The organism is Variovorax sp. 20P10.2.4 (assembly GCF_058244205.1).
The window spans coordinates 1-17514 of the sequence record NZ_JBZAYE010000095.1; the positions used below are offsets into that span (position 1 = coordinate 1).

Sequence of the window (17514 nt, forward strand, 5' to 3'; positions counted from 1 at the left end):
GCGGCCATCGCGTCGTAGAGCGAGCGGCCGTCGGCCAGCCACAGGTGCGGCGTACGGCAGCCGGGCACGGTCGAGGGCTTGAAGTCGTACATGGTGTAGGCCGGCGCAGCCTCGCCGTCGTAGGCGATCAGCGGCGAGGCGTCGTAGAAGTAGCCGAAGTTCAGACCGCCGCAGCAGTACTGCTGCACGTTGAGGTCGTACAGCGCCTGGCCGCGCGCGGCGCGCAACGCGTCGCCCTCGGGGCCCGGTGCCTCGATGCCCTCGGGCACGCCCTCGCGCTGCTTCTGCAGGGCCAGCGCATGGTTCATCGCGAACTTCGAGACCTGCTCGGTGATCGGCTGGCGCTCGGCCTCGTGCGCGCCGAGCGCGGCCTCGGCGAGCCAGCCGCGCAGGTGGCCCGCGAGCAGCCACGACAGGTTCATCGCGTCGGCGATGCCGGCGTTCATGCCGTAGCCCGCCATCGGGATCCACAGGTGGGCCGCGTCGCCGCAGATGAAGACGCGGCGGTCGCGGAAGCGCTCGGCCACCAGGCGGCGGCCGATCCAGTCCTCCTTCGAGATCACCTCGTATTCGAAGTCGGCACCCACGCCGAGGATCTGGCGGATCGCCCAGTCGCGGTCGATGGACTCGAAGTCGGTCTCGTCGGCCAGCAGGTAGTTGTGCAGCAGCCAGGTCTCGCGCCCGTCGATCGCATAGACGTTGCCGCAGCGCCGCGGATTGAGCGCGAAGGTGGCCCAGGCCGGCTTGTTCTTCAGCAGGCCCAGCAGCGCGGGCGCGCGGAAGTAGGTCGACTGCACGCGACCCACCACGTCGGTGCCGCGCAGGTTGGCGCCGATCTTCTTGCGCACCGTCGAGCGCCCGCCGTCGCAGCCGATCAGGTGGCTGCAGCGGATGCGCACCGCGCTGCCGTCGTCGAGGTCGACGCCGGTCGCCCACACGCCCTCGTCGTCCTGCTCGAAGTCGTCGATGCGCGTGCGGTTGCGGATGCGCAGGCCCGGCGTGGCCTCGGCATGCGCGAACAGCACCGGCTCGAGGAAGATCTGGTTGATGCGGTGCGGCGGCTCGGCCGTGGGCCACCAGGTGTCGGGGCCGCCGGTGGCGGTGTAGCGCTCGCGCCGCGCGGGGATCGGGATGCGCGAGAGCTCGGGCCCCGTCACCGTGGTGCGGTAGGCCACGTCGTTCGGATAGTCGGCCGGCAGGCCCGCGTCGCGCAGTGCCTGCGCCACGCCGAGCCGGCGGAAGATCTCCATCGAGCGGGCCGACACGTGGTTGCACTTGACGTTCGGCGGCTCGCCGCGGTGGCGGATCTCGGTGACCAGCACGTCGATGCCGCGTTGCGCCAGGTCGATGGCCAGCGTGAGGCCGACCGGCCCGCCGCCAACGATCAGCACCTGCGCCTGCAGTGGTTCTGTCATGGGTTCGTTTGTCTCTCGTTGTGGACGGCGGCCATTACAGTGCCGAAGTGCCATCCGACAGAAGTGAAACTTTCATGGCCATTCATAAAAAGCCTTTATCAATGCGCGGCGTGCCCTCGGTGCGCCAGCTGCGCGCCTTCGCGGCCGTCTATCACAGCGGCCAGCTGTCGAGCGCCGCCGCGGCGTTGTCGCTCACCCAGCCGGCGGTCAGCGTGCTGCTGCGCGAGCTCGAGGACCGGCTCGGCGTGCGGCTGTTCGACCGCACCACGCGCAGCCTGCACCGCACCGCCGCGGCCGACGAAGCCATTGGCCATGCCGAGCGCGTGCTGGCCGAGCTCGACGCGCTGGGCAGCGGCATGGCCGAGCTCGCGGCCGGGCGGCGCGGCCGCCTGCGCATCGCCGTCACCTCGACCATCGCGCAGACGCTGATGCCGCGCGCGCTGCGCCGCTACACGCAGCAGCATCCCGAGGTGAAGGTGGCGATCGACGACTGCGCGCCGAGCCAGTTCGTCGAGACCGTGCTGAGCGGCCAGGTCGACTTCGGCGTCGGCACCTTGCAGGCGCGCACGCCGGGCCTGGACGAGCGCGTGTTCGTGCACGATCACCTCGCCGTGATCGCCGACCGCGACCTGCCGCTGCCCGGCGGCGCCGCGGGCATCACCTGGCGCCAGCTCGCGGCGCTGAGGCTCATCACGGTCAAGCCCGGCTACGGCGTGCGCAACAGCATCGATGCCGCGGCCGCCGAGGCCGGCGTGCGGCTCGAGATCGCCTACGAGGTGACGCTGTTGACCACCGCGCTCGCGATGGCCGCGGGCGGGCTCGGGCCGGCGCTGCTGCCGGCGTCGATCCTCGCGCATGCCGATCCCTCGCGGCTGGTCGCGCGCCGGCTGATCCGGCCGACCGTGGCGCGCAACATCGCGGTGGTCACGCGGCAGGGCCGTTCGCTGTCGCCGGCCGCGGCCGCCTTCGCCGACCTGCTGGCGAGCGAATTCGCGATCTGAAGGCTCAGGCGCGAGGCCGCGCCAGGTAGGCCTGCATGGTCTCGATGAAGGTCTTGGCCGCCACCGAGAGCGTGCGGTCGCGCTTGGCGACCACCGAGATGTTGCGCGTCACCACCGGCGCGTGGATCTTGCGCGCCACCAGTTCCTTGAAGCCGCACTGCGCCACCAGCTCGGCCGGCACGATCGACGCGCCCAGGCCCGAGGCGCTCATCGCGAGCGCGGTGGTCAACAGCGACACCTCCTGCTGGATGTCGAGCGCCACGTTGGCCGCGCGCGCGGTGCGGTCGATGGCATTGCGGATGCCGTAGCCGGCCTTCACCGTGATCAGCGCATGGCCCGCGAGGTCGCTCCAGCGCACCTGGCGGCGCCGCGCCAGCGGATGGCTGGGCAGGCACACCAGCGCGAGGTGGTCGTGGATCAGCGTGCGCTGGCTCAGTGCCGCCACCTCCTGGTCGGGCGAGCCGATGCCGAAGTCCACCTGCTCCGAGAGGATGCGGGGCACGAACTGCTCGGTCTCGCAGTCGACCAGCTGCACGCGCACGCCCGGGTGCAGGTCGTTGAAATGCCGGATCACCGGCGGCACCAGCGTCAGCGCGATGGTCGGCGTGACCGCGATGCCGATGCGCCCGCTGGGCGCGGCCTGGCCGCGGAAGCCGGTCTCGAGCGAACGCACGTCGCGCAGGATGCGCTCGGCCACCGGCAGCATCTCGTGCGCGGCCTCGGTCGGGCTCAGCGAGCGCGTGGTGCGGTCGAACAGGCTGGTGCCGGTGGCGGCCTCGAGCTGGCGGACCAGCACGCTGACGGCCGAGTGCGTGAGGTAGAGCCGGTCGGCGGCCGCGCTGAGCTTGCGCCAGCGATAGACCTCCACGAAGGCGCGCAGCTGGCGCAGGCTGGTGCCGGGGATCGAGCCATCGTGATTCATGAATTTATTTCGACGCTTGCAAAATAAGTTTCGATTCTCTCGCGCTGCGTCCTCCGCTCCAATCTCGCCCATGCCCTGCATCCGGAGGGCGCCAACGACAACAGGAGACTCGATGAACGGCTCGGGCTTTTCATTCGCGCACACGCGCGCCGCCGTGTCCGACGCGGAGTGGCAGCAGCGCGTCGATCTGGCGGCGGCCTTCAGGCTGGCCGGCTACTACCGCATGACGGACCAGATCTACACCCACCTCACGGCCAAGGTGCCGGGCACGCAGGCGCATTTCCTCATCAACCCCTACGGCGTGCTGTTCGACGAGGTCACGGCCTCCTGCCTGGTCAAGGTCGACATCGACGGCGAGGTGGTGTTCGACCCGACCGGCATCGGCATCAATCCCGCGGGCTTCCTGATCCACAGCTGCATCCATCGCGCGCGGCCCGACCTGCACGCGGTGCTGCACACCCACACCGCCGCCGGCATCGCGGTGGCGGCGCAGCGGCGCGGGCTGCTCAACTTGTCGCAGCACGCCATGCGCTTCCATCGCCGCATCGGCTACCACGACTACGAAGGCGTGGCGCTCGACTTCAGCGAGCAGGACCGGCTGGTGCGCGACCTCGGCCCGCACAACGTGATGATCCTGCGCAACCACGGCTTGCTGGCCGCGGGCGACACCATCCGCGAGGCCTTCGAGCGCCTCTACTACCTCGAGCGCGCCTGCGAGGCGCAGGTGCGCGCGCAGTCGGGCGGCGCCGAACTCATCGAATGCAGCGACGAGATCGCCGAGAAGGTGGCGCAGGCGCTCGACCGGCCCGGCCGCTCGGCGCGCGACAACGACTGGCCGGCGCTGCGCCGGCTGCTGGACCGCATCGATCCGTCGTACGCGACCTGAAGCCGGCAGCCCCAACGAGAACGACAGGAGACACACGATGACGAAGAAGAAGACCGTTGGATGGCCGCGCCGCGCGGCCGCGCTGCTGGGCATGGCCGCCGTGGCCTTGCAACTCGCAGCGGGCGCCACGAGCGCCGGTGCGCAGGCCGTCTGGCCGAGCAAGCCGATCCGCTGGGTGGTGCCCTACACGCCCGGTGGCGGCACCGACCAGAGCTCGCGCATCATTGCCGAGAAGCTCTCGGTGGCACTGGGTCAGCCGATCGTGATCGACAACCGGCCCGGCGGCAACACGGTGATCGGCGCGGCCGCGGCTGCTTCCGCGGCGCCCGACGGCTACACCGTGTTCTTCGCGGCGCTGTCGACCATGGCCGTGATCCCGAACCTCTACGACAAGCTGCCCTATGCGAGCGATGCGCTCACGCCGGTGACGCAGCTGGTGCACTTCCCGCTGTTCCTGATGGTCGAGGCCGGCGGGCCGCTCGACACCATGCCCAAGTTCCTCGCGGCGGCGCGCAGCCAGCCGCTGCTGTTCGCGATCGGCGGCAGCGGCAGCGGCGGCCACCTGGGCTCGGAGCTGATGAAGCGCCAGCTCAAGGCCGACATGACTGCGGTGCCGTTCAAGGCCATGGTGCAGGCCGCGCCCGAGGTCGCCACCGGCCGCGTGTCGTTCATGTTCGCCGACCTGCCGGCCGCGCTGCCGCACGTGCAGGGCGGCCGCGCGAAGATCATCGCGACCGCGGGCAAGACGCGCTCGGCGCTCTATCCCGAGGCGCCGACCCTGGCCGAGGCGGGCGTGGGCGAGATCGACTTCGACACCTGGGCCGGCCTGGCCGTGCCCAAGGGCACGCCGCAGCCCATCGTCGACCGGCTGGCGCTGGAGCTCAACAAGGTCATCGCCGATCCGGCCGTGCGCGCGAAGCTGGCGCTCATCGGCGTCGAGCCCGCGCCGTCCTCGCAGGCCCGCTTCACCGAGTTCATCGCTTCGGAGAATGCCAAGTGGCGCGCCGTGATCCAGGCCGCCGGCATCAAGCTCGAATGACGGCGCCGCCGCTGCGCTCGCTGCTGGTCTTCAACGGCGAGGCCGGGTTCTATGCGCAGGCCCTGCGCGCGCGCTGCCCGGCGCTGGCCGTGCACGCCACCACCGAGCGCGCCGAGGCGCTGCGCCTGCTGGCCGAGGTCGAGGCGCTGGTGGTCTCGGGTCCGTGGGTCGACGACGCGATGCTCGCGGCCGGGCCCGCGCTGCGCTGGGTCCATGCGCTGACCTCGGGCACCGACACCATCACCGGTTCGCCCGCGCTGCGGCCCGGCACGCTCGTGACCTCGTCGCGCGGCGTGCATGGCCCGCAGATGTCCGAGCTCGCGCTGCTGATGATGATGGCGCTGGCGCGCGACCTGCCGCGCATGCTGCGCGACCAGCGCGAAGGCGCCTGGCACCGATGGGCACAGCCGCTGCTGTGGCGCCGGCACGCGGTGCTGGTCGGCACCGGCCACGTCGCGCGCGAGCTGGCGCGGCGCTGCCAGGCGATGGGGATGCGGGTCAGCGGCATCTCGGCCACGCCCGCGCCGATCGACGGCTTCGACGACGTGCAGGGGCGCGAGCGGCTGCAACAGGTGGTGGCGCAGGCCGATTTCGTGGTGGTGCTGACTGCGCACGATGCGCGCACCCATCACCTGATCGATGCGCCGGTGCTCGCGGCCATGCCGGCGCATGCCTTCCTCGTCAACCTCTCGCGCGGCGGCGTGGTCGACGAGCACGCGCTGCTCGCGGCGCTCGAGAACGGGACCATCGCCGGCGCCGGGCTCGACGTGTACGAGACCGAGCCGCTCGCGGCCGGCCATCCGCTGCGCCGGCTGCCGAACGTGATCGCCACGCCGCACATCGGCGGCCTGAGCGACGTCTATGCGCGGCAGGTGCTGCCGATGCTGCTCGACAACGCGGCGGCCCTGGCGGTGGGCGACGTGGGCGCGCTGGTCAACCGCGTGTGCTGAGCGAGCGTCCCCGCGCCGCGGTGGCGCGGGGCCACGCCCTAAACTCCCGGCCATGGCCAAGGACAAATCCATCTACGTCTGCAGCGAATGCGGCGGCACCAGCGCCAAGTGGCTCGGCAAGTGCCCGAGCTGCGGCGCCTGGAACACACTGATCGAACAAGCGGCCGGCGGCGCGAACGCCCCGGCCAACAACCGCTTCGGCACGCAGTTCGCGTCGCTCGCCGGGGCCTCCGAACTCGCGGTGCTCTCGGAGATCGAGGCCAGCGACGTCGCGCGCACGCCCACCGGCCTCGACGAGCTCGACCGCGTGCTCGGCGGCGGCGTGGTGGCCGGCGGCGTCACGCTGATCGGCGGCGACCCGGGCATCGGCAAGTCGACCCTGCTGCTGCAGGCGGTCGATGCGCTGCAGCGCGCGGGGCAGAACGCGCTCTACGTCACGGGCGAGGAGAGCGGCGCGCAGGTGGCGCTGCGTTCCAAGCGGCTGGGGCTGGACCACTCGCAGGTGCAGGTGCTGGCCGAGATCCAGCTCGAGAAGATCATCGCCACGCTCGACGCCACGCGCCCGGCCATCGCGGTGATCGACTCGATCCAGACCGTCTACTCCGACCAGCTCACCTCGGCGCCGGGCTCGGTGGCGCAGGTGCGCGAATGCGCGGCGCACCTCACGCGCTTCGCCAAGACCAGCGGCACGGCCGTGGTGCTGGTGGGCCACGTCACGAAGGAGGGCGCGCTCGCGGGGCCGCGCGTGCTCGAGCACATGGTCGACACCGTGCTGTACTTCGAGGGCGACACGCACTCGAGCTTCCGCCTGGTGCGCGCCATCAAGAACCGCTTCGGCGCGGTCAACGAGATCGGCGTGTTCGCGATGACCGAGCGCGGCTTGAAGGGCGTGGCCAACCCGAGCGCGATCTTCCTGAGCCAGCACACCGAGCCGGTGCCCGGCAGCGTGGTGCTGGTCACGCTCGAGGGCACGCGGCCGATGCTGGTCGAGATCCAGGCGCTGGTCGACGATGGCGGGCCGAGCCCGCGCCGGCTGTCGGTGGGCCTGGACCGCGACCGGCTCGCGATGCTGCTGGCGGTGCTGCATCGCCATGCGGGCGTGGCCTGCATGGACCAGGACGTGTTCGTCAACGCGGTCGGCGGCGTGCGCATCAGCGAACCGGCGGCCGACCTCGCGGTGATGCTGGCCATCACCTCGAGCCTGCGCGGCAAGCCGCTGCCCAAGGGCTTCATCGCTTTCGGCGAAGTGGGCCTGGCAGGCGAGGTGCGGCCCGCGCCGCGCGGCCAGGAGCGGCTGCGCGAGGCCGCCAAGCTGGGCTACAGCATCGCGGTGGTGCCCAGGGCCAATGCGCCGCGCAAGGGCACGAAAGACATCGAGGGCCTGACGATCCACGCGGTGGACCGCATCGAGGAGGCGATGGACGTGGTGCGCGGGCTCGAGTGAGCGAGCGCCCAAAAAAAACGGGCCGCAACGGCCCGTGAAAAAACGCCTGGCGCATCGGTGGCGGCGCGCCCGGCGAGCTCCCAACCTCCTACCCCCTGATTCGTGCGTCGCTGCGTGGCGTGAACGCCGGGCCGCCGTCGCGCCGGCATTGGCCGCCGGGCGACGGGGCCGGGTTCATCGCGTTCCGGCCGCCGACGGCGGCCTCTCCCTGACAACGTGGGCCGCCGCGGCCGCCTGGTTCGTGCCGGGGTTCGCCGGTGCCGCGCAGGGCGGCGAGGCTGAGCCGGACGAAGGTGACGGAGCGTGGAATGTTCATCTGCGGTGTCTGCGGGGCCCGGGCCGATGCCCGTGCGGCGAAATGTGCCCGCGACGGCCCGCGTCGCGGGCGGCTTTGTGGCCCGGTAGCGCGAGATGCGCCTGGCGGTAGCCGGGCTCGCTACCCCGGCGCGCCGGCGCGGCGACAATGCGGGCCATGAATTTCCAGAAGTTTCTCGTGCCCGTGGGGGCGCTCGTCGTGCTCGGTCTGGCCTGGCGCAGCTATGGCTGGGGCGGCGTGGCCCTGGCGGCCGGCGCGATCGTGATGTTCCTGCTGATGCACTTCAACCGCGCGATGCAGGTGCTCAAGCGCGCGGCCGACCGGCCCGTGGGCACGGTGGCCAGTTCGGTGATGCTCAACGCCAAGCTCAAGCCCGGCGTGACGCTGATGCACGTGGTCGCGATGACGCGCGCGCTCGGCGAACTGCGCTCGCCGCAGGACCAGCAGCCCGAGCACTACCGCTGGACCGATGCCGGCGGCTCATACGTCGACACGGTGTTCAACGGCGGCAAGCTGCAGGGCTGGACGCTGACGCGGCCCGAGGTCCAGGACGACGAGCCCGAGGCGCCGGCGTCTCCTTCGGCCTAGTCGGCGGCCTTGCGCGCGCCGCGCGGCGCGCGCCACGGCGGGTTGATGCGCGCATGGTGGCGCGCCTCCTTCGCGAACTCGGTGCACACGTGCGTCATCAGGTCGGCGGAGCGGTAGACCAGGTAGACCTCGAAGTCGGGCAGCTCGTCGGTGATCGGCAGCCGCTCGAGCGCGTCGCCGCTCAGGCGCAGCGGCCCGGCGCCGTGGAACACCGCGTCCGACCACATGCTGACCAGGTCGGTCTGCGTGGCGAGCTGCAGGCCCAGCAGGTTGGAGGCGCTCTGCACCATGCGCCGCGGCATCTCGAGCCCGTGCAGGCGCATGGTGCTGACCAGCGGGCTGAACGGATCGTCGACCGGGTCGAGCACCAGCCAGTCGGCATCGAGCAGCGGCCGCAGCTTGCGCACGCGGCGCAGCGGATGGCCGGCGCGCACCGACAGGTGCATCGCCACCGAGAACAGCGGCTCCCACTGGAACACGTTCGAGCCCGGCCCGCTGCAGGTCGAGATCAGGCCGAGGTCGAGCCGGCCCTCGCGCAGGCCCTCGAGCATCTGCTGCGGCCGCATCTCGAAGGCGCGCAGCGCCACGTTCGGAAAGCGCTGGCGGAACGCGGCCATGGCCTCGGGCAGCGGGCCGTTCGAGGCCACCGCGGTGAAGCCGATGTCGAGCCGCGCCTCGTCGTGGCCGCGGATCGCCTCGATGTCCTCGAGCGCATGGCGCAGCTCCTGCTCGACCACGCTGGCGCGCTTGACCAGCGCCGCGCCGTAGGGCGTGAGGCTCACGCCGCGCGTGGAGCGCGACATCAGCGTGACGCCGAGCTCGCGCTCGAGCTCGGCGATCGCCTTCGACAGCGCCGGCTGGGTGGTGTGCAGGCTGCGCGCCGCCTCGTGGATGCTGCCGTGCTGCGCCACCGCGAGCAGCACGCGCAACTGCTGCAGCTTCATCGCGCGCGCCCGGGCCTCAACGGTCGAAGGCCGCCTGCAGGCCGGCCTTGTCGCTCACGCCCTGGTGCAGCTTGAGCATCAACAGCAGGCGCGCCTTCTGCGGGCTCAGGTCGCCGGCCATCACGGCGCCGGCATCGAAGGTGGTCTTGCCGCCGCCCACGAAGCCGTACAGCGGCATGGTGCGGCCGTTGGGCACGCGCGTGGCGATCACCACCGGCACGCCGCGCGACAGCGCGTACTTCACGGCCTCGTACATCGAGACGTTCATGTTGCCCATGCCCACGGCCTGCACCACGATGCCCCTGGCGCCCTGGTCCACCGCGTAGCGCAGCAGCGAGCCGTCGGCGCCGCCGAACATCGCGAGGATCTCCACGCGCGGCATCTCGGCGCTGCCGATGTCGATGTGCTGGCGGCGCAGCGCGGTGCGCGAGAACACCACCTTGTCGTCCCAGACCTCGCCGATGAAGCCGAAGTCGCCCGACTTGAAGGTCTCGACGTTGCCGGTGTGGGTCTTGGTCACGGTGCGCGCGGCATTGATCTGGTTGTTCATCGCGAGCATCACGCCCTGGCCCACGGCCTCGGGCGTGGTGGCGATGCGGATCGCGTTGAGCAGGTTGCGTGGGCCGTCGAAGTCCGGCGAGGACGCATTGCGCTGCGCGCCGATCAGAATCACGGGCTTGTTCGACTTGACCGTGAGGTCGAGCCAGTAGGCCGTCTCCTCCATGGTGTCGGTGCCGTGCGCGATCACCACGCCCGCCACCTCGGGGCGCGCGAGCGCGTCGTCCACCGCCTTGGTCAGGCGCGTCCACCACTTGGGCTCGACGTAGTTGGCCGACATGGCCGAGAAGTTGTTGACCTCGATGGTGGCGTACTTGCCGGCATCGGGCACGGTCTGCATCAGGTCGTCGCCCGAGATCGCGGGCACCACGCCCTTGGTGACGGGGTCGACCTTCATCGCGATGGTGCCGCCGGTGGCGATGAACTGCACGACGGGCCGGGTGCCCTGGGCCGAGGCGGGCATCATGCAGCAGGGCGCGAGGGCCAGCAGGCAGAGGCAGTGGCGGATGAGCTTCATGGTGTTGTCCTTTTTCTCGAGGGCTGGGAAGCGGCAGGGCGCCGACGCGCCATTGTGAAGGCGCCATGCCCGCGAATGGCGCGCGATGCGCCATCTCGGTAGTTCCACCGATGGCTTCGCGGCCCTGCTTCTGCGGGGGATGCCTTTTGGTTATCGGCATGAAAATTTGTGATTCCTCGCCACCGCGCTTTGCCTGAATACTCCGCCGCCACGGGTTCGGGGTGCCATGCGCCGCATGAAGTTCGCGCTTCGCGAATCCGTCGTCCGCAACAACGCCCCGTGGAGATCGAATGAGCGAAGCCGCCGCCCTGCCTGCCAGCCCCGTGCTGGCTTCTTCCCCACCCGCCACCGCCACCAAGGGCGGCCAGAGCCAGTTCCGGCTGATCGCCGCCTGCTCGATCGGCAACGCGCTCGAGATGTACGACTTCACCGTCTACAGCTTCTTCGCGCTGCTGATCGGCAAGCTGTTCTTTCCCTCCGACAGCGCCTTCGGTTCGCTGCTGCTCGCGGTCGCCACCTTCGGCATCGGCTTCGTGATGCGGCCGCTGGGCGGCGTGATCATCGGCAACTACGCCGACCGCAAGGGCCGCAAGGCCGCGATGACGCTGACCATCGCGCTGATGGTGGCCGGCACGCTGTGCATCGCGCTCGCGCCCACCTATGCCTCGGCCGGCGTGTTCGGCTCGCTGATGATCGTCGCGGGCCGGCTGCTGCAGGGCTTCTCGCTCGGCGGCGAGGTCGGCGCCGCGACCTCGATGCTGATGGAGGCCGGCGGCGTCAAGGGCCGCGGCTTCCGCGTCAGCTGGCAGCTCGCGAGCCAGGGCCTGTCGGCGCTGGCCGGCGCGCTCACCGGTGCGCTGCTGTATGCGCTGCTGCCGCAGGCCTCGCTCGAGAGCTGGGGCTGGCGCCTGCCCTTCCTGCTGGGCCTGCTGATCGCGCCGGTGGGCCTGTACATCCGCTCGCACCTCGAGGAAACGCACCAGGCCGAGAGCCACGAAGCCAGCCCGATCGGCCGGCTGCTGCGCGCCCACGGCGGCACCGTGTTCAAGGGCATCCTCGCGACCACCGCGGGCACGGCCACCATGTACCTGGTGGTGTTCTTCATGCCCACCTACATGATCCGCGTGCTGAAGATGCCGCCCTCGCTGTCGCTGCTGTCGGGCTGCGTCACCGGCATCACGCTGTTCGTGGTGTCGCTGGTGGCGGGCCGGCTGGCCGACCGGCTCGAGCGCCGCAAGCCGCTGGCGATCGGCTCGCTGCTGTTCAGCCTGGTCGCGGTGGGCCCGGTGTTCTGGCTCATCAGCCACCATCCGAGCGTGCCGCTGGTGCTGTGCCTGTCGGCGCTGCTCACGGCGAGCGTGAACATCGGCACCACGCCGATGTTCCTGATGCTGCTCGAGATGCTGCCGATCGGCGTGCGCGCCAGCGGCATCTCGGTGATCTACAGCGTGGGCGTCACGATCTTCGGCGGCTCCTCGCAGTTCATCGTGACCTGGCTGCTGGCGCAGACCGGCAACCCGCTCTCGCCGGCCTTCTACATGATGGCCTGCGGCGTGCTGAGCATCGGCGCGCTGCTGAGCCTGCGCGAACGGCGCGTCGGTTGAGCGCCGCCTTCCTGTCCCACCTTTTCCGCGAAACGACTTCCTTCCATGACCCGCGAACTCAGCCTCCAGACCACCAAGCTCCTGTCCCGCCTGTTGCCGCCGATCGAGATCGACACCGAGGCCTTCGTCGACATCCGGCGCCGGATCCATGCCGAGCCCGAACTCGGCTTCGAGGTGAGCGCGACCAGCGAACTGGTCGCGCGGCTCCTGCGCGAATGGGGCTACGAGGTGCACACCGGCATCGGCAAGACCGGCGTGGTGGGGCAGCTCAGGCTCGGCAGCGGCACGCGGCGCCTCGGCATCCGCGCCGACATGGACGCGCTGCCGATCGTCGAGGCCACGGGCCTGCCCTATGCGAGCCGGCAGCACGGCCGCATGCATGCCTGCGGCCACGACGGCCACACGGCGATCCTGCTCGCGGCGGCGAAGGCGCTCGCCAAGAGCCGCGACTTCGACGGCACGCTGAATCTGATCTTCCAGCCCGACGAGGAGAACCTCTGCGGCGCGCGCGCGATGATCGCGGACGGCCTGTTCGAGCGCTTTCCCTGCGACGCGGTCTATGCGCTGCACAACGCGCCCGGCGTGCCGGCCGGCAGCTTCATCGTGCAGGCGGGGCCGGTCACGCTCTCGTCCGACGTGGCCGACGTGACGATCCAGGGCAAGGGCGGCCATGGTGCGATGCCGCACCGCGCGCAGGACCCGGTGGTGGCGGCCGCCGCCACCGTGACCGCGCTGCAGAGCGTGGTGGCGCGCAACGTCGCGCCCGACGACACGGCGGTGCTGTCGGTCGGCTTCATCCGCGGCGGCGCCACCCACAACGTCATTCCGCAATCGGTCGCGCTCGGGCTCAACGTGCGCGCGGCCCGGCCCGAGACGCGCGCGCTGGTCGAGTCGCGCATCCGCGAGATCGTCGCGCTGACCGCGCAGGCGCATGGCGTGGAAGCCTCCATCGACTACCGGCCGCTGGTGCCGCCGGTGGTCAACACCGAGGCCGAGAGCCGATTGATGACCGAGGTGTGCGCCGCGCTCGTGGGCGCGGACAAGGTGGCGGCCACGGTGCCGCGCGGCTTCGCGGGCAGCGAGGACTTCGCCTGGATGCTGGCCGAGCTGCCCGGCTGCTACGTGCTGCTGGGCAACGGCGAAGGCGAGTTCGGCGGCTGCATGGTGCACAACCCCGGCTACGACTTCAACGACGAGGTGCTGCCGCTGGGCGCGGCCTGCTGGGTGCGGCTGGCGCAGACCTACCTGGTGGCCTGACGCCGGCCGCGCCGGCTCAGAACGGCGCGTCTTCCTCTTCGGCCGTGGTCACGGCCGTCGCGCTGGCGGCGGCCTTCGGCGCTTCCTCGGCCGGTGCCGCCGTGAACGCCGCCTCGCCGCCGAGCGCGTCGAGCAGCGCCGGCACCAGCTGGCCCAGCTCGCCGGTGGCGATCGCCACGTCGGCGTCGAAGTTGTCTTCCTTCTTGCCGCCGCCGGCGCCTTCGTCGGTGCCCTCGAGGAACACGATCTTGCGGATCTGCAGGCCGTGCGTGAGCTCGAAGGACACGCGGTCGTCCCAGGTCAGCGCGAGGCGGGTCGGGCGCTTGCCGTCGGCGATGTGCTGCTTGACCTCGTCGATGTCGAGCGGGTGCTTGGCATAGCGCACCACGGCCTTCGACTCGTCGGTGGCCTTGAGCTCGCACTCGCGGTCGATGGTGAAGCCCGCGGGCGGCTCCTGCGAGGCCAGCCATTCGGACATGGCGGCGGCCGGCTCGATCTGGGTGTTGAGCTGCATGGTGCCGAAGCCGGTGAAGTTCTGCACCAGGCTGCTGACCACCTCGTCGGCGCGCGCCGCGTTGGAGCTGTTGACCACCAGCCGGCGTTCGGCCTGGTCGACCCAGACCGTGACGCGCGCGGTGCGCGTGAAGGCCATCGGCAGCAGCTCGTGCGTGATGTCCTCCTTGAGGTCCTTCTTTTCCTTCTTGCCGGGCTTGCGGCCGGTGGTGGCCTCGATCTGCGCGCAGCGCTCGTCGAGCTTGCGGCGCACCACCGAGCCCGGTACCGACTTGCTCTCGATCATGTACTCGAGCAGCCACTGGCCGTCGATGGATTCCACCAGCGGGCCGTGGGCCTCGCCGCGCGGCTCGACCCAGCCGGCCGACTTCTCCTGCGAGGCGCCGCAGGGCTCGAAGCGCTGCTTGCCCAGGCCTTCCTCGGCCTCGGCCAGCGTTTGCGACCAGCCGGGCTCGATGCGGTAGACGATGACGTTCTTGAATACGGACACGGAGAATCTTTCCCTTCAATCGCTTGTTTGGCGGAACCGGCCATTGTCGCGGCGTCGGGCCGGTTCGCGCCACCGGCGGTGCATGGCCCGGGGCGCCGGTCAGGCAAGAGCGGCACGGCGCCGTAAAATCGGCGGCTTTGGCGGCCTTCAGGCCGCACCCCACAGCCTCCCCCCGCTGAAGGCTTTCTGCAAAAGCTCCCAAAGGAATCAGGAAATGAGCTCGATCCCCCCCTCGCTCGACGACCGTGACGGCAAGATCTGGATGGATGGCGAACTCGTGGACTGGCGCGACGCCAAGATCCACGTGCTGAGCCACACGCTGCACTACGGCTGCGGCGCCTTCGAGGGCGTGCGCGCCTACAAGACGGCCGACGGCGGCACGGCGATCTTCCGCCTGGCCGAGCACACCGAGCGCCTGTTCAACAGCGCCAAGATCCTGCGCATGAAGATCCCGTTCACGCAGGAACAGCTCAACGAGGCCCAGAAGCAGGTCGTGCGCGAGAACAAGCTCGAGAGCTGCTACCTGCGCCCGCTGATCTGGATCGGCTCCGAGAAGCTCGGCGTGAGCCCCAAGGGCAACAAGATCCACGCCATGGTCGCGGCCTGGTCCTGGGGCGCCTACCTCGGCGAGGAAGGCATGCGCCGCGGCATCCGCGTGAAGACCTCGAGCTACACGCGCCACCACGTCAACATCACGATGACGCAGGCCAAGACGGTCAGCAACTACACCAACTCGATCCTCGCCAACATGGAAGCGCTGGACGACGGCTACGACGAGGCGCTGCTGCTCGACGCGAGCGGCTTCGTGTCCGAGGGCGCGGGCGAGAACGTGTTCGTGGTCAAGAACGGCGTGGTCTACACGCCCGACCTGTCGGCCGGCGCGCTCAACGGCATCACGCGCAACACCATCCTGCACGTGTGCAAGGACCTCGGCATCGAGCTGGTGCAAAAGCGCATCACGCGCGACGAGGTCTACATCGCCGACGAAGCCTTCTTCACCGGCACCGCGGCCGAAGTCACGCCGATCCGCGAACTCGACCGCGTCGAGATCGGCAACCGCGGTGACGGCGGCGCGCGCGGCCCGGTCACCGAGAAGATCCAGGCGGCCTTCTTCGACATCGTGAACGGCAAGAATCCCAAGTACGCCCACTGGCTCACGAAGGTCTGAAGAACATGTCCACCACTGCAGTCGTCGAACTCCTCGCGAAGGAGCTCAACCACCAGGGCGGCGTGTTCTGCCCCAGCCCCAAGGCCGACATGAAGCTCTGGAACAGCCACCCCAAGGTCTACCTGGACGTGGCGCGCACCGGCGAGGCCAGGTGCCCGTACTGCGGCACCACCTACCGGCTCAAGGCCGGCGAGGTGGTGTCGGCGCGGCACTGACGCAACCTTAGAAAAAGAGACCGGGGGAGGCCCGGAACATCCATGAAGATCAACGTCGCGATCACGATGGAGATCCGGGCCGATGCACGGCAATCGATCTGGTTCAACGGCGCCAACCAGCACTGCGTGTACCTCTACATGCTGCTGAAGCGCTCGCCGCTGGTGGGCGAGGTCTGGCTGGTGCACGGCGACGGCGTCGCCGCCTATGCCGAGGGCATGATGCTCGGCGAACTGGCCGGCGCGCTGCGGCCGCTCTCGGCGGTGGTCCACCAGACCGACCTGCTGATCGAGATGAATGCGCTGGTGCACCCGACGCACGTCGAGGCGGTGCGCCAGCGCGGCGGGCACTGCGTGTCGTACCGCTTCGGCAACGACTACGTGGTGGCGGTCGAGACCATCAACTTCCAGGCCAATCCCTGGCTGCCGAATCCGCACCGCGTGCAGTTCGACGAGCTCTGGACCAACCCGCAGCACGCCCACACCTGCAAGAGCTACTTCGAGGCCGTGTACCGCGCGCCGGTGCACGTGCTGCCGCACGTGTGGTCGCCGTACTTCCTCGAGCAGAGCCTGGCGGCCAACGCCGAGCTCAAGGCACGCTTCGGCTACCGCAACCAGGGCCGGGCCAAGCGCATCGCCTTCTTCGAGCCGAACCTCAACGTGGTCAAGAGCTCGCTGATCCCGATGCTGGCGGCCAACGAATGCCATGTGCGGCGGCCCGAGCTCGTGCAGCACGTCTACATGACGAACACCTTCGACAAGAAGGAGAACACGGCCTTCAAGCACATCGCGCTGGGGCTGCGCATGGTGCAGGACGGCAAGGCCACGGCCGACCCGCGCGGGCCCTTCGTCGAATGGGCCGCGCACCACACCGACATCGTGGTGTCGCACCAGTGGGAGAACGGGCTCAACTACCTGCTGTATGAGGCGCTTTACGGCAACTACGCGCTGGTGCACAACTCGCCGTTCCTGCGCGAGGTGGGCTACTACTACCCCGAGTTCGAGGTCTTCGAGGCGGCCGCCGCGATCGAGCGCGCGGCCGAGACGCACGATGCGCAACTGGCCGCGCAGGCGCAGGCCAACGCGGCCTTCCTGCGCACGCTAGCTCCGGCGCATGCGCCGAACATCGAGGCGCACGACGCGCGCATCCGCGCGCTGTTCTCGAACTAGGTCTCGTCGGCCACGCGCACCACGCGCTTGCCGAAGTTGCGCCCCTGCAGCAGGCCGATGAAGCCGGCCGGCGCGTTCTCCAGGCCCTCGACGATGTCTTCCATCGGCCGGACCTCGCCGCGTGCGATCCAGTCGCCCATCTCGCGGCGGAAGGCCTCGAAGCGATCGCCGTAGTGGTCGAGGATGACGAAGCCCTGCATGCGGATGCGCTTCTGCAGCAGCGAGGCCATCAGCAGCGGCAGGCGGTTCGTCCCCTGGGTTTCGCCGTCGGCGTTGTAGTCGGCGATGTGGCCGCAGACCGGCACGCGCGCGCCGATGTTGAGCAGCGGCAGCACCGCGTCGAACACCGGTCCGCCGACGTTCTCGAAATAGACGTCGATGCCCTTGGGGCAGGCCGCGGCGAGGCGCTCGGCCAGCGCGGGATCGTGGCGGTCGAGGCAGGCCTCGAAGCCCAGCACCTCGACCGCATGGCGGCACTTGTCCGCGCCGCCCGCGATGCCGACCACGCGCGCGCCCTTCA

The 17514-nt window shown here is 70.3% G+C and carries 17 protein-coding genes; 11 read left to right on the plus strand and 6 right to left on the minus strand.

The annotated features are described in order from the left end of the window. Window positions 1-1415, minus strand: a 1415-nt coding sequence (locus tag AC27VN_RS12045) for an FAD-dependent oxidoreductase (protein ID WP_490876686.1), incomplete at its 3' end; no start/stop codon positions are given. 74 nt (window positions 1416-1489) lie between these two features. On the opposite strand from AC27VN_RS12045, the gene AC27VN_RS12050 reads away from it, so the two are divergent. Then, complete coding sequence (locus tag AC27VN_RS12050) at window positions 1490-2416, plus strand: LysR family transcriptional regulator (RefSeq protein WP_296774573.1); 927 nt, start codon at window positions 1490-1492, stop codon at window positions 2414-2416. A 4-nt stretch (window positions 2417-2420) separates the two neighbouring features. Here the strand turns inward: AC27VN_RS12050 and AC27VN_RS12055 are convergent, their stop codons facing one another. After that, entirely contained in the window at window positions 2421-3338 is a 918-nt protein-coding gene (locus AC27VN_RS12055) for a LysR family transcriptional regulator (protein ID WP_093343997.1), read from the minus strand. 112 nt (window positions 3339-3450) lie between these two features. Between AC27VN_RS12055 and AC27VN_RS12060 the strand changes: the two genes are divergently transcribed. The 5 genes from AC27VN_RS12060 (at window position 3451) to AC27VN_RS12080 (ending at window position 8561) form a co-directional block, all read left to right on the plus strand. Then, window positions 3451-4224 carry a class II aldolase/adducin family protein gene (locus AC27VN_RS12060; protein ID WP_203203739.1) on the plus strand — a complete coding sequence of 258 codons (774 nt, stop codon included), beginning with the start codon at window positions 3451-3453 and terminating at the stop codon, window positions 4222-4224. 37 nt (window positions 4225-4261) lie between these two features. Next, window positions 4262-5263, plus strand: a complete 1002-nt coding sequence (locus AC27VN_RS12065; RefSeq protein WP_490876687.1) for a Bug family tripartite tricarboxylate transporter substrate binding protein — start codon at window positions 4262-4264, stop codon at window positions 5261-5263. Next, on the plus strand, window positions 5260-6213 hold the full coding sequence (locus tag AC27VN_RS12070) for a D-2-hydroxyacid dehydrogenase (protein WP_490876688.1): 954 nt from the start codon (window positions 5260-5262) through the stop codon (window positions 6211-6213). The genes AC27VN_RS12065 and AC27VN_RS12070 overlap by 4 nt, the downstream gene beginning before the upstream one ends. Before the next feature lie 52 nt (window positions 6214-6265). Further along, the gene (gene radA / locus AC27VN_RS12075; protein ID WP_490876689.1) at window positions 6266-7657 is read left to right on the plus strand and encodes a DNA repair protein RadA; all 1392 of its coding nucleotides are present in this window, start codon (window positions 6266-6268) and stop codon (window positions 7655-7657) included. A 463-nt stretch (window positions 7658-8120) separates the two neighbouring features. Beyond that, window positions 8121-8561: a glycerate kinase gene (locus AC27VN_RS12080; protein ID WP_208513287.1), complete on the plus strand. Its 441-nt coding sequence runs from the start codon at window positions 8121-8123 to the stop codon at window positions 8559-8561. Here AC27VN_RS12080 and AC27VN_RS12085 read toward each other — a convergent pair. Next, window positions 8558-9505, minus strand: coding sequence for a LysR family transcriptional regulator (locus tag AC27VN_RS12085; protein WP_296793881.1), 948 nt, complete (start codon window positions 9503-9505; stop codon window positions 8558-8560). The genes AC27VN_RS12080 and AC27VN_RS12085 overlap by 4 nt on opposite strands. Window positions 9506-9521: 16 nt before the next feature. Beyond that, entirely contained in the window at window positions 9522-10580 is a 1059-nt protein-coding gene (locus AC27VN_RS12090) for an asparaginase (protein WP_490876690.1), read from the minus strand. 290 nt (window positions 10581-10870) lie between these two features. Here AC27VN_RS12090 and AC27VN_RS12095 point away from each other — a divergent pair, with 290 nt between their 5' ends. Both AC27VN_RS12095 and AC27VN_RS12100 read left to right on the plus strand, forming a co-directional pair. Further along, complete coding sequence (locus tag AC27VN_RS12095; protein ID WP_490876691.1) at window positions 10871-12184, plus strand: MFS transporter; 1314 nt, start codon at window positions 10871-10873, stop codon at window positions 12182-12184. A 45-nt stretch (window positions 12185-12229) separates the two neighbouring features. Then, window positions 12230-13441 (plus strand): M20 aminoacylase family protein, encoded by a 1212-nt coding sequence (locus AC27VN_RS12100; RefSeq protein WP_093344014.1) that lies wholly within the window; start codon window positions 12230-12232, stop codon window positions 13439-13441. A gap of 16 nt (window positions 13442-13457) precedes the next feature. On the opposite strand, the gene AC27VN_RS12105 is transcribed toward AC27VN_RS12100, so the two are convergent. Continuing rightward, a complete protein-coding gene (locus AC27VN_RS12105) occupies window positions 13458-14444 on the minus strand; it encodes a recombination-associated protein RdgC (protein ID WP_296774595.1) in 987 nt (328 codons plus the stop codon). A 214-nt stretch (window positions 14445-14658) separates the two neighbouring features. Between AC27VN_RS12105 and AC27VN_RS12110 the strand changes: the two genes are divergently transcribed. The 3 genes from AC27VN_RS12110 to AC27VN_RS12120 are packed head-to-tail and all read left to right on the plus strand — an operon-like array spanning window position 14659 to window position 16994. Further along, window positions 14659-15612, plus strand: coding sequence for a branched-chain amino acid transaminase (locus AC27VN_RS12110; RefSeq protein ID WP_093344017.1), 954 nt, complete (start codon window positions 14659-14661; stop codon window positions 15610-15612). A gap of 5 nt (window positions 15613-15617) precedes the next feature. Beyond that, entirely contained in the window at window positions 15618-15827 is a 210-nt protein-coding gene (locus tag AC27VN_RS12115) for a zinc-finger domain-containing protein (RefSeq protein ID WP_057592770.1), read from the plus strand. Between the two features lie 42 nt (window positions 15828-15869). Beyond that, complete coding sequence (locus tag AC27VN_RS12120; protein WP_490876692.1) at window positions 15870-16994, plus strand: DUF2827 family protein; 1125 nt, start codon at window positions 15870-15872, stop codon at window positions 16992-16994. On the opposite strand, the gene AC27VN_RS12125 is transcribed toward AC27VN_RS12120, so the two are convergent. Continuing rightward, a partial coding sequence (locus AC27VN_RS12125; RefSeq protein ID WP_490876693.1) for a zinc-binding dehydrogenase occupies window positions 16991-17514 on the minus strand: 524 nt, incomplete at its 5' end. The genes AC27VN_RS12120 and AC27VN_RS12125 overlap by 4 nt on opposite strands.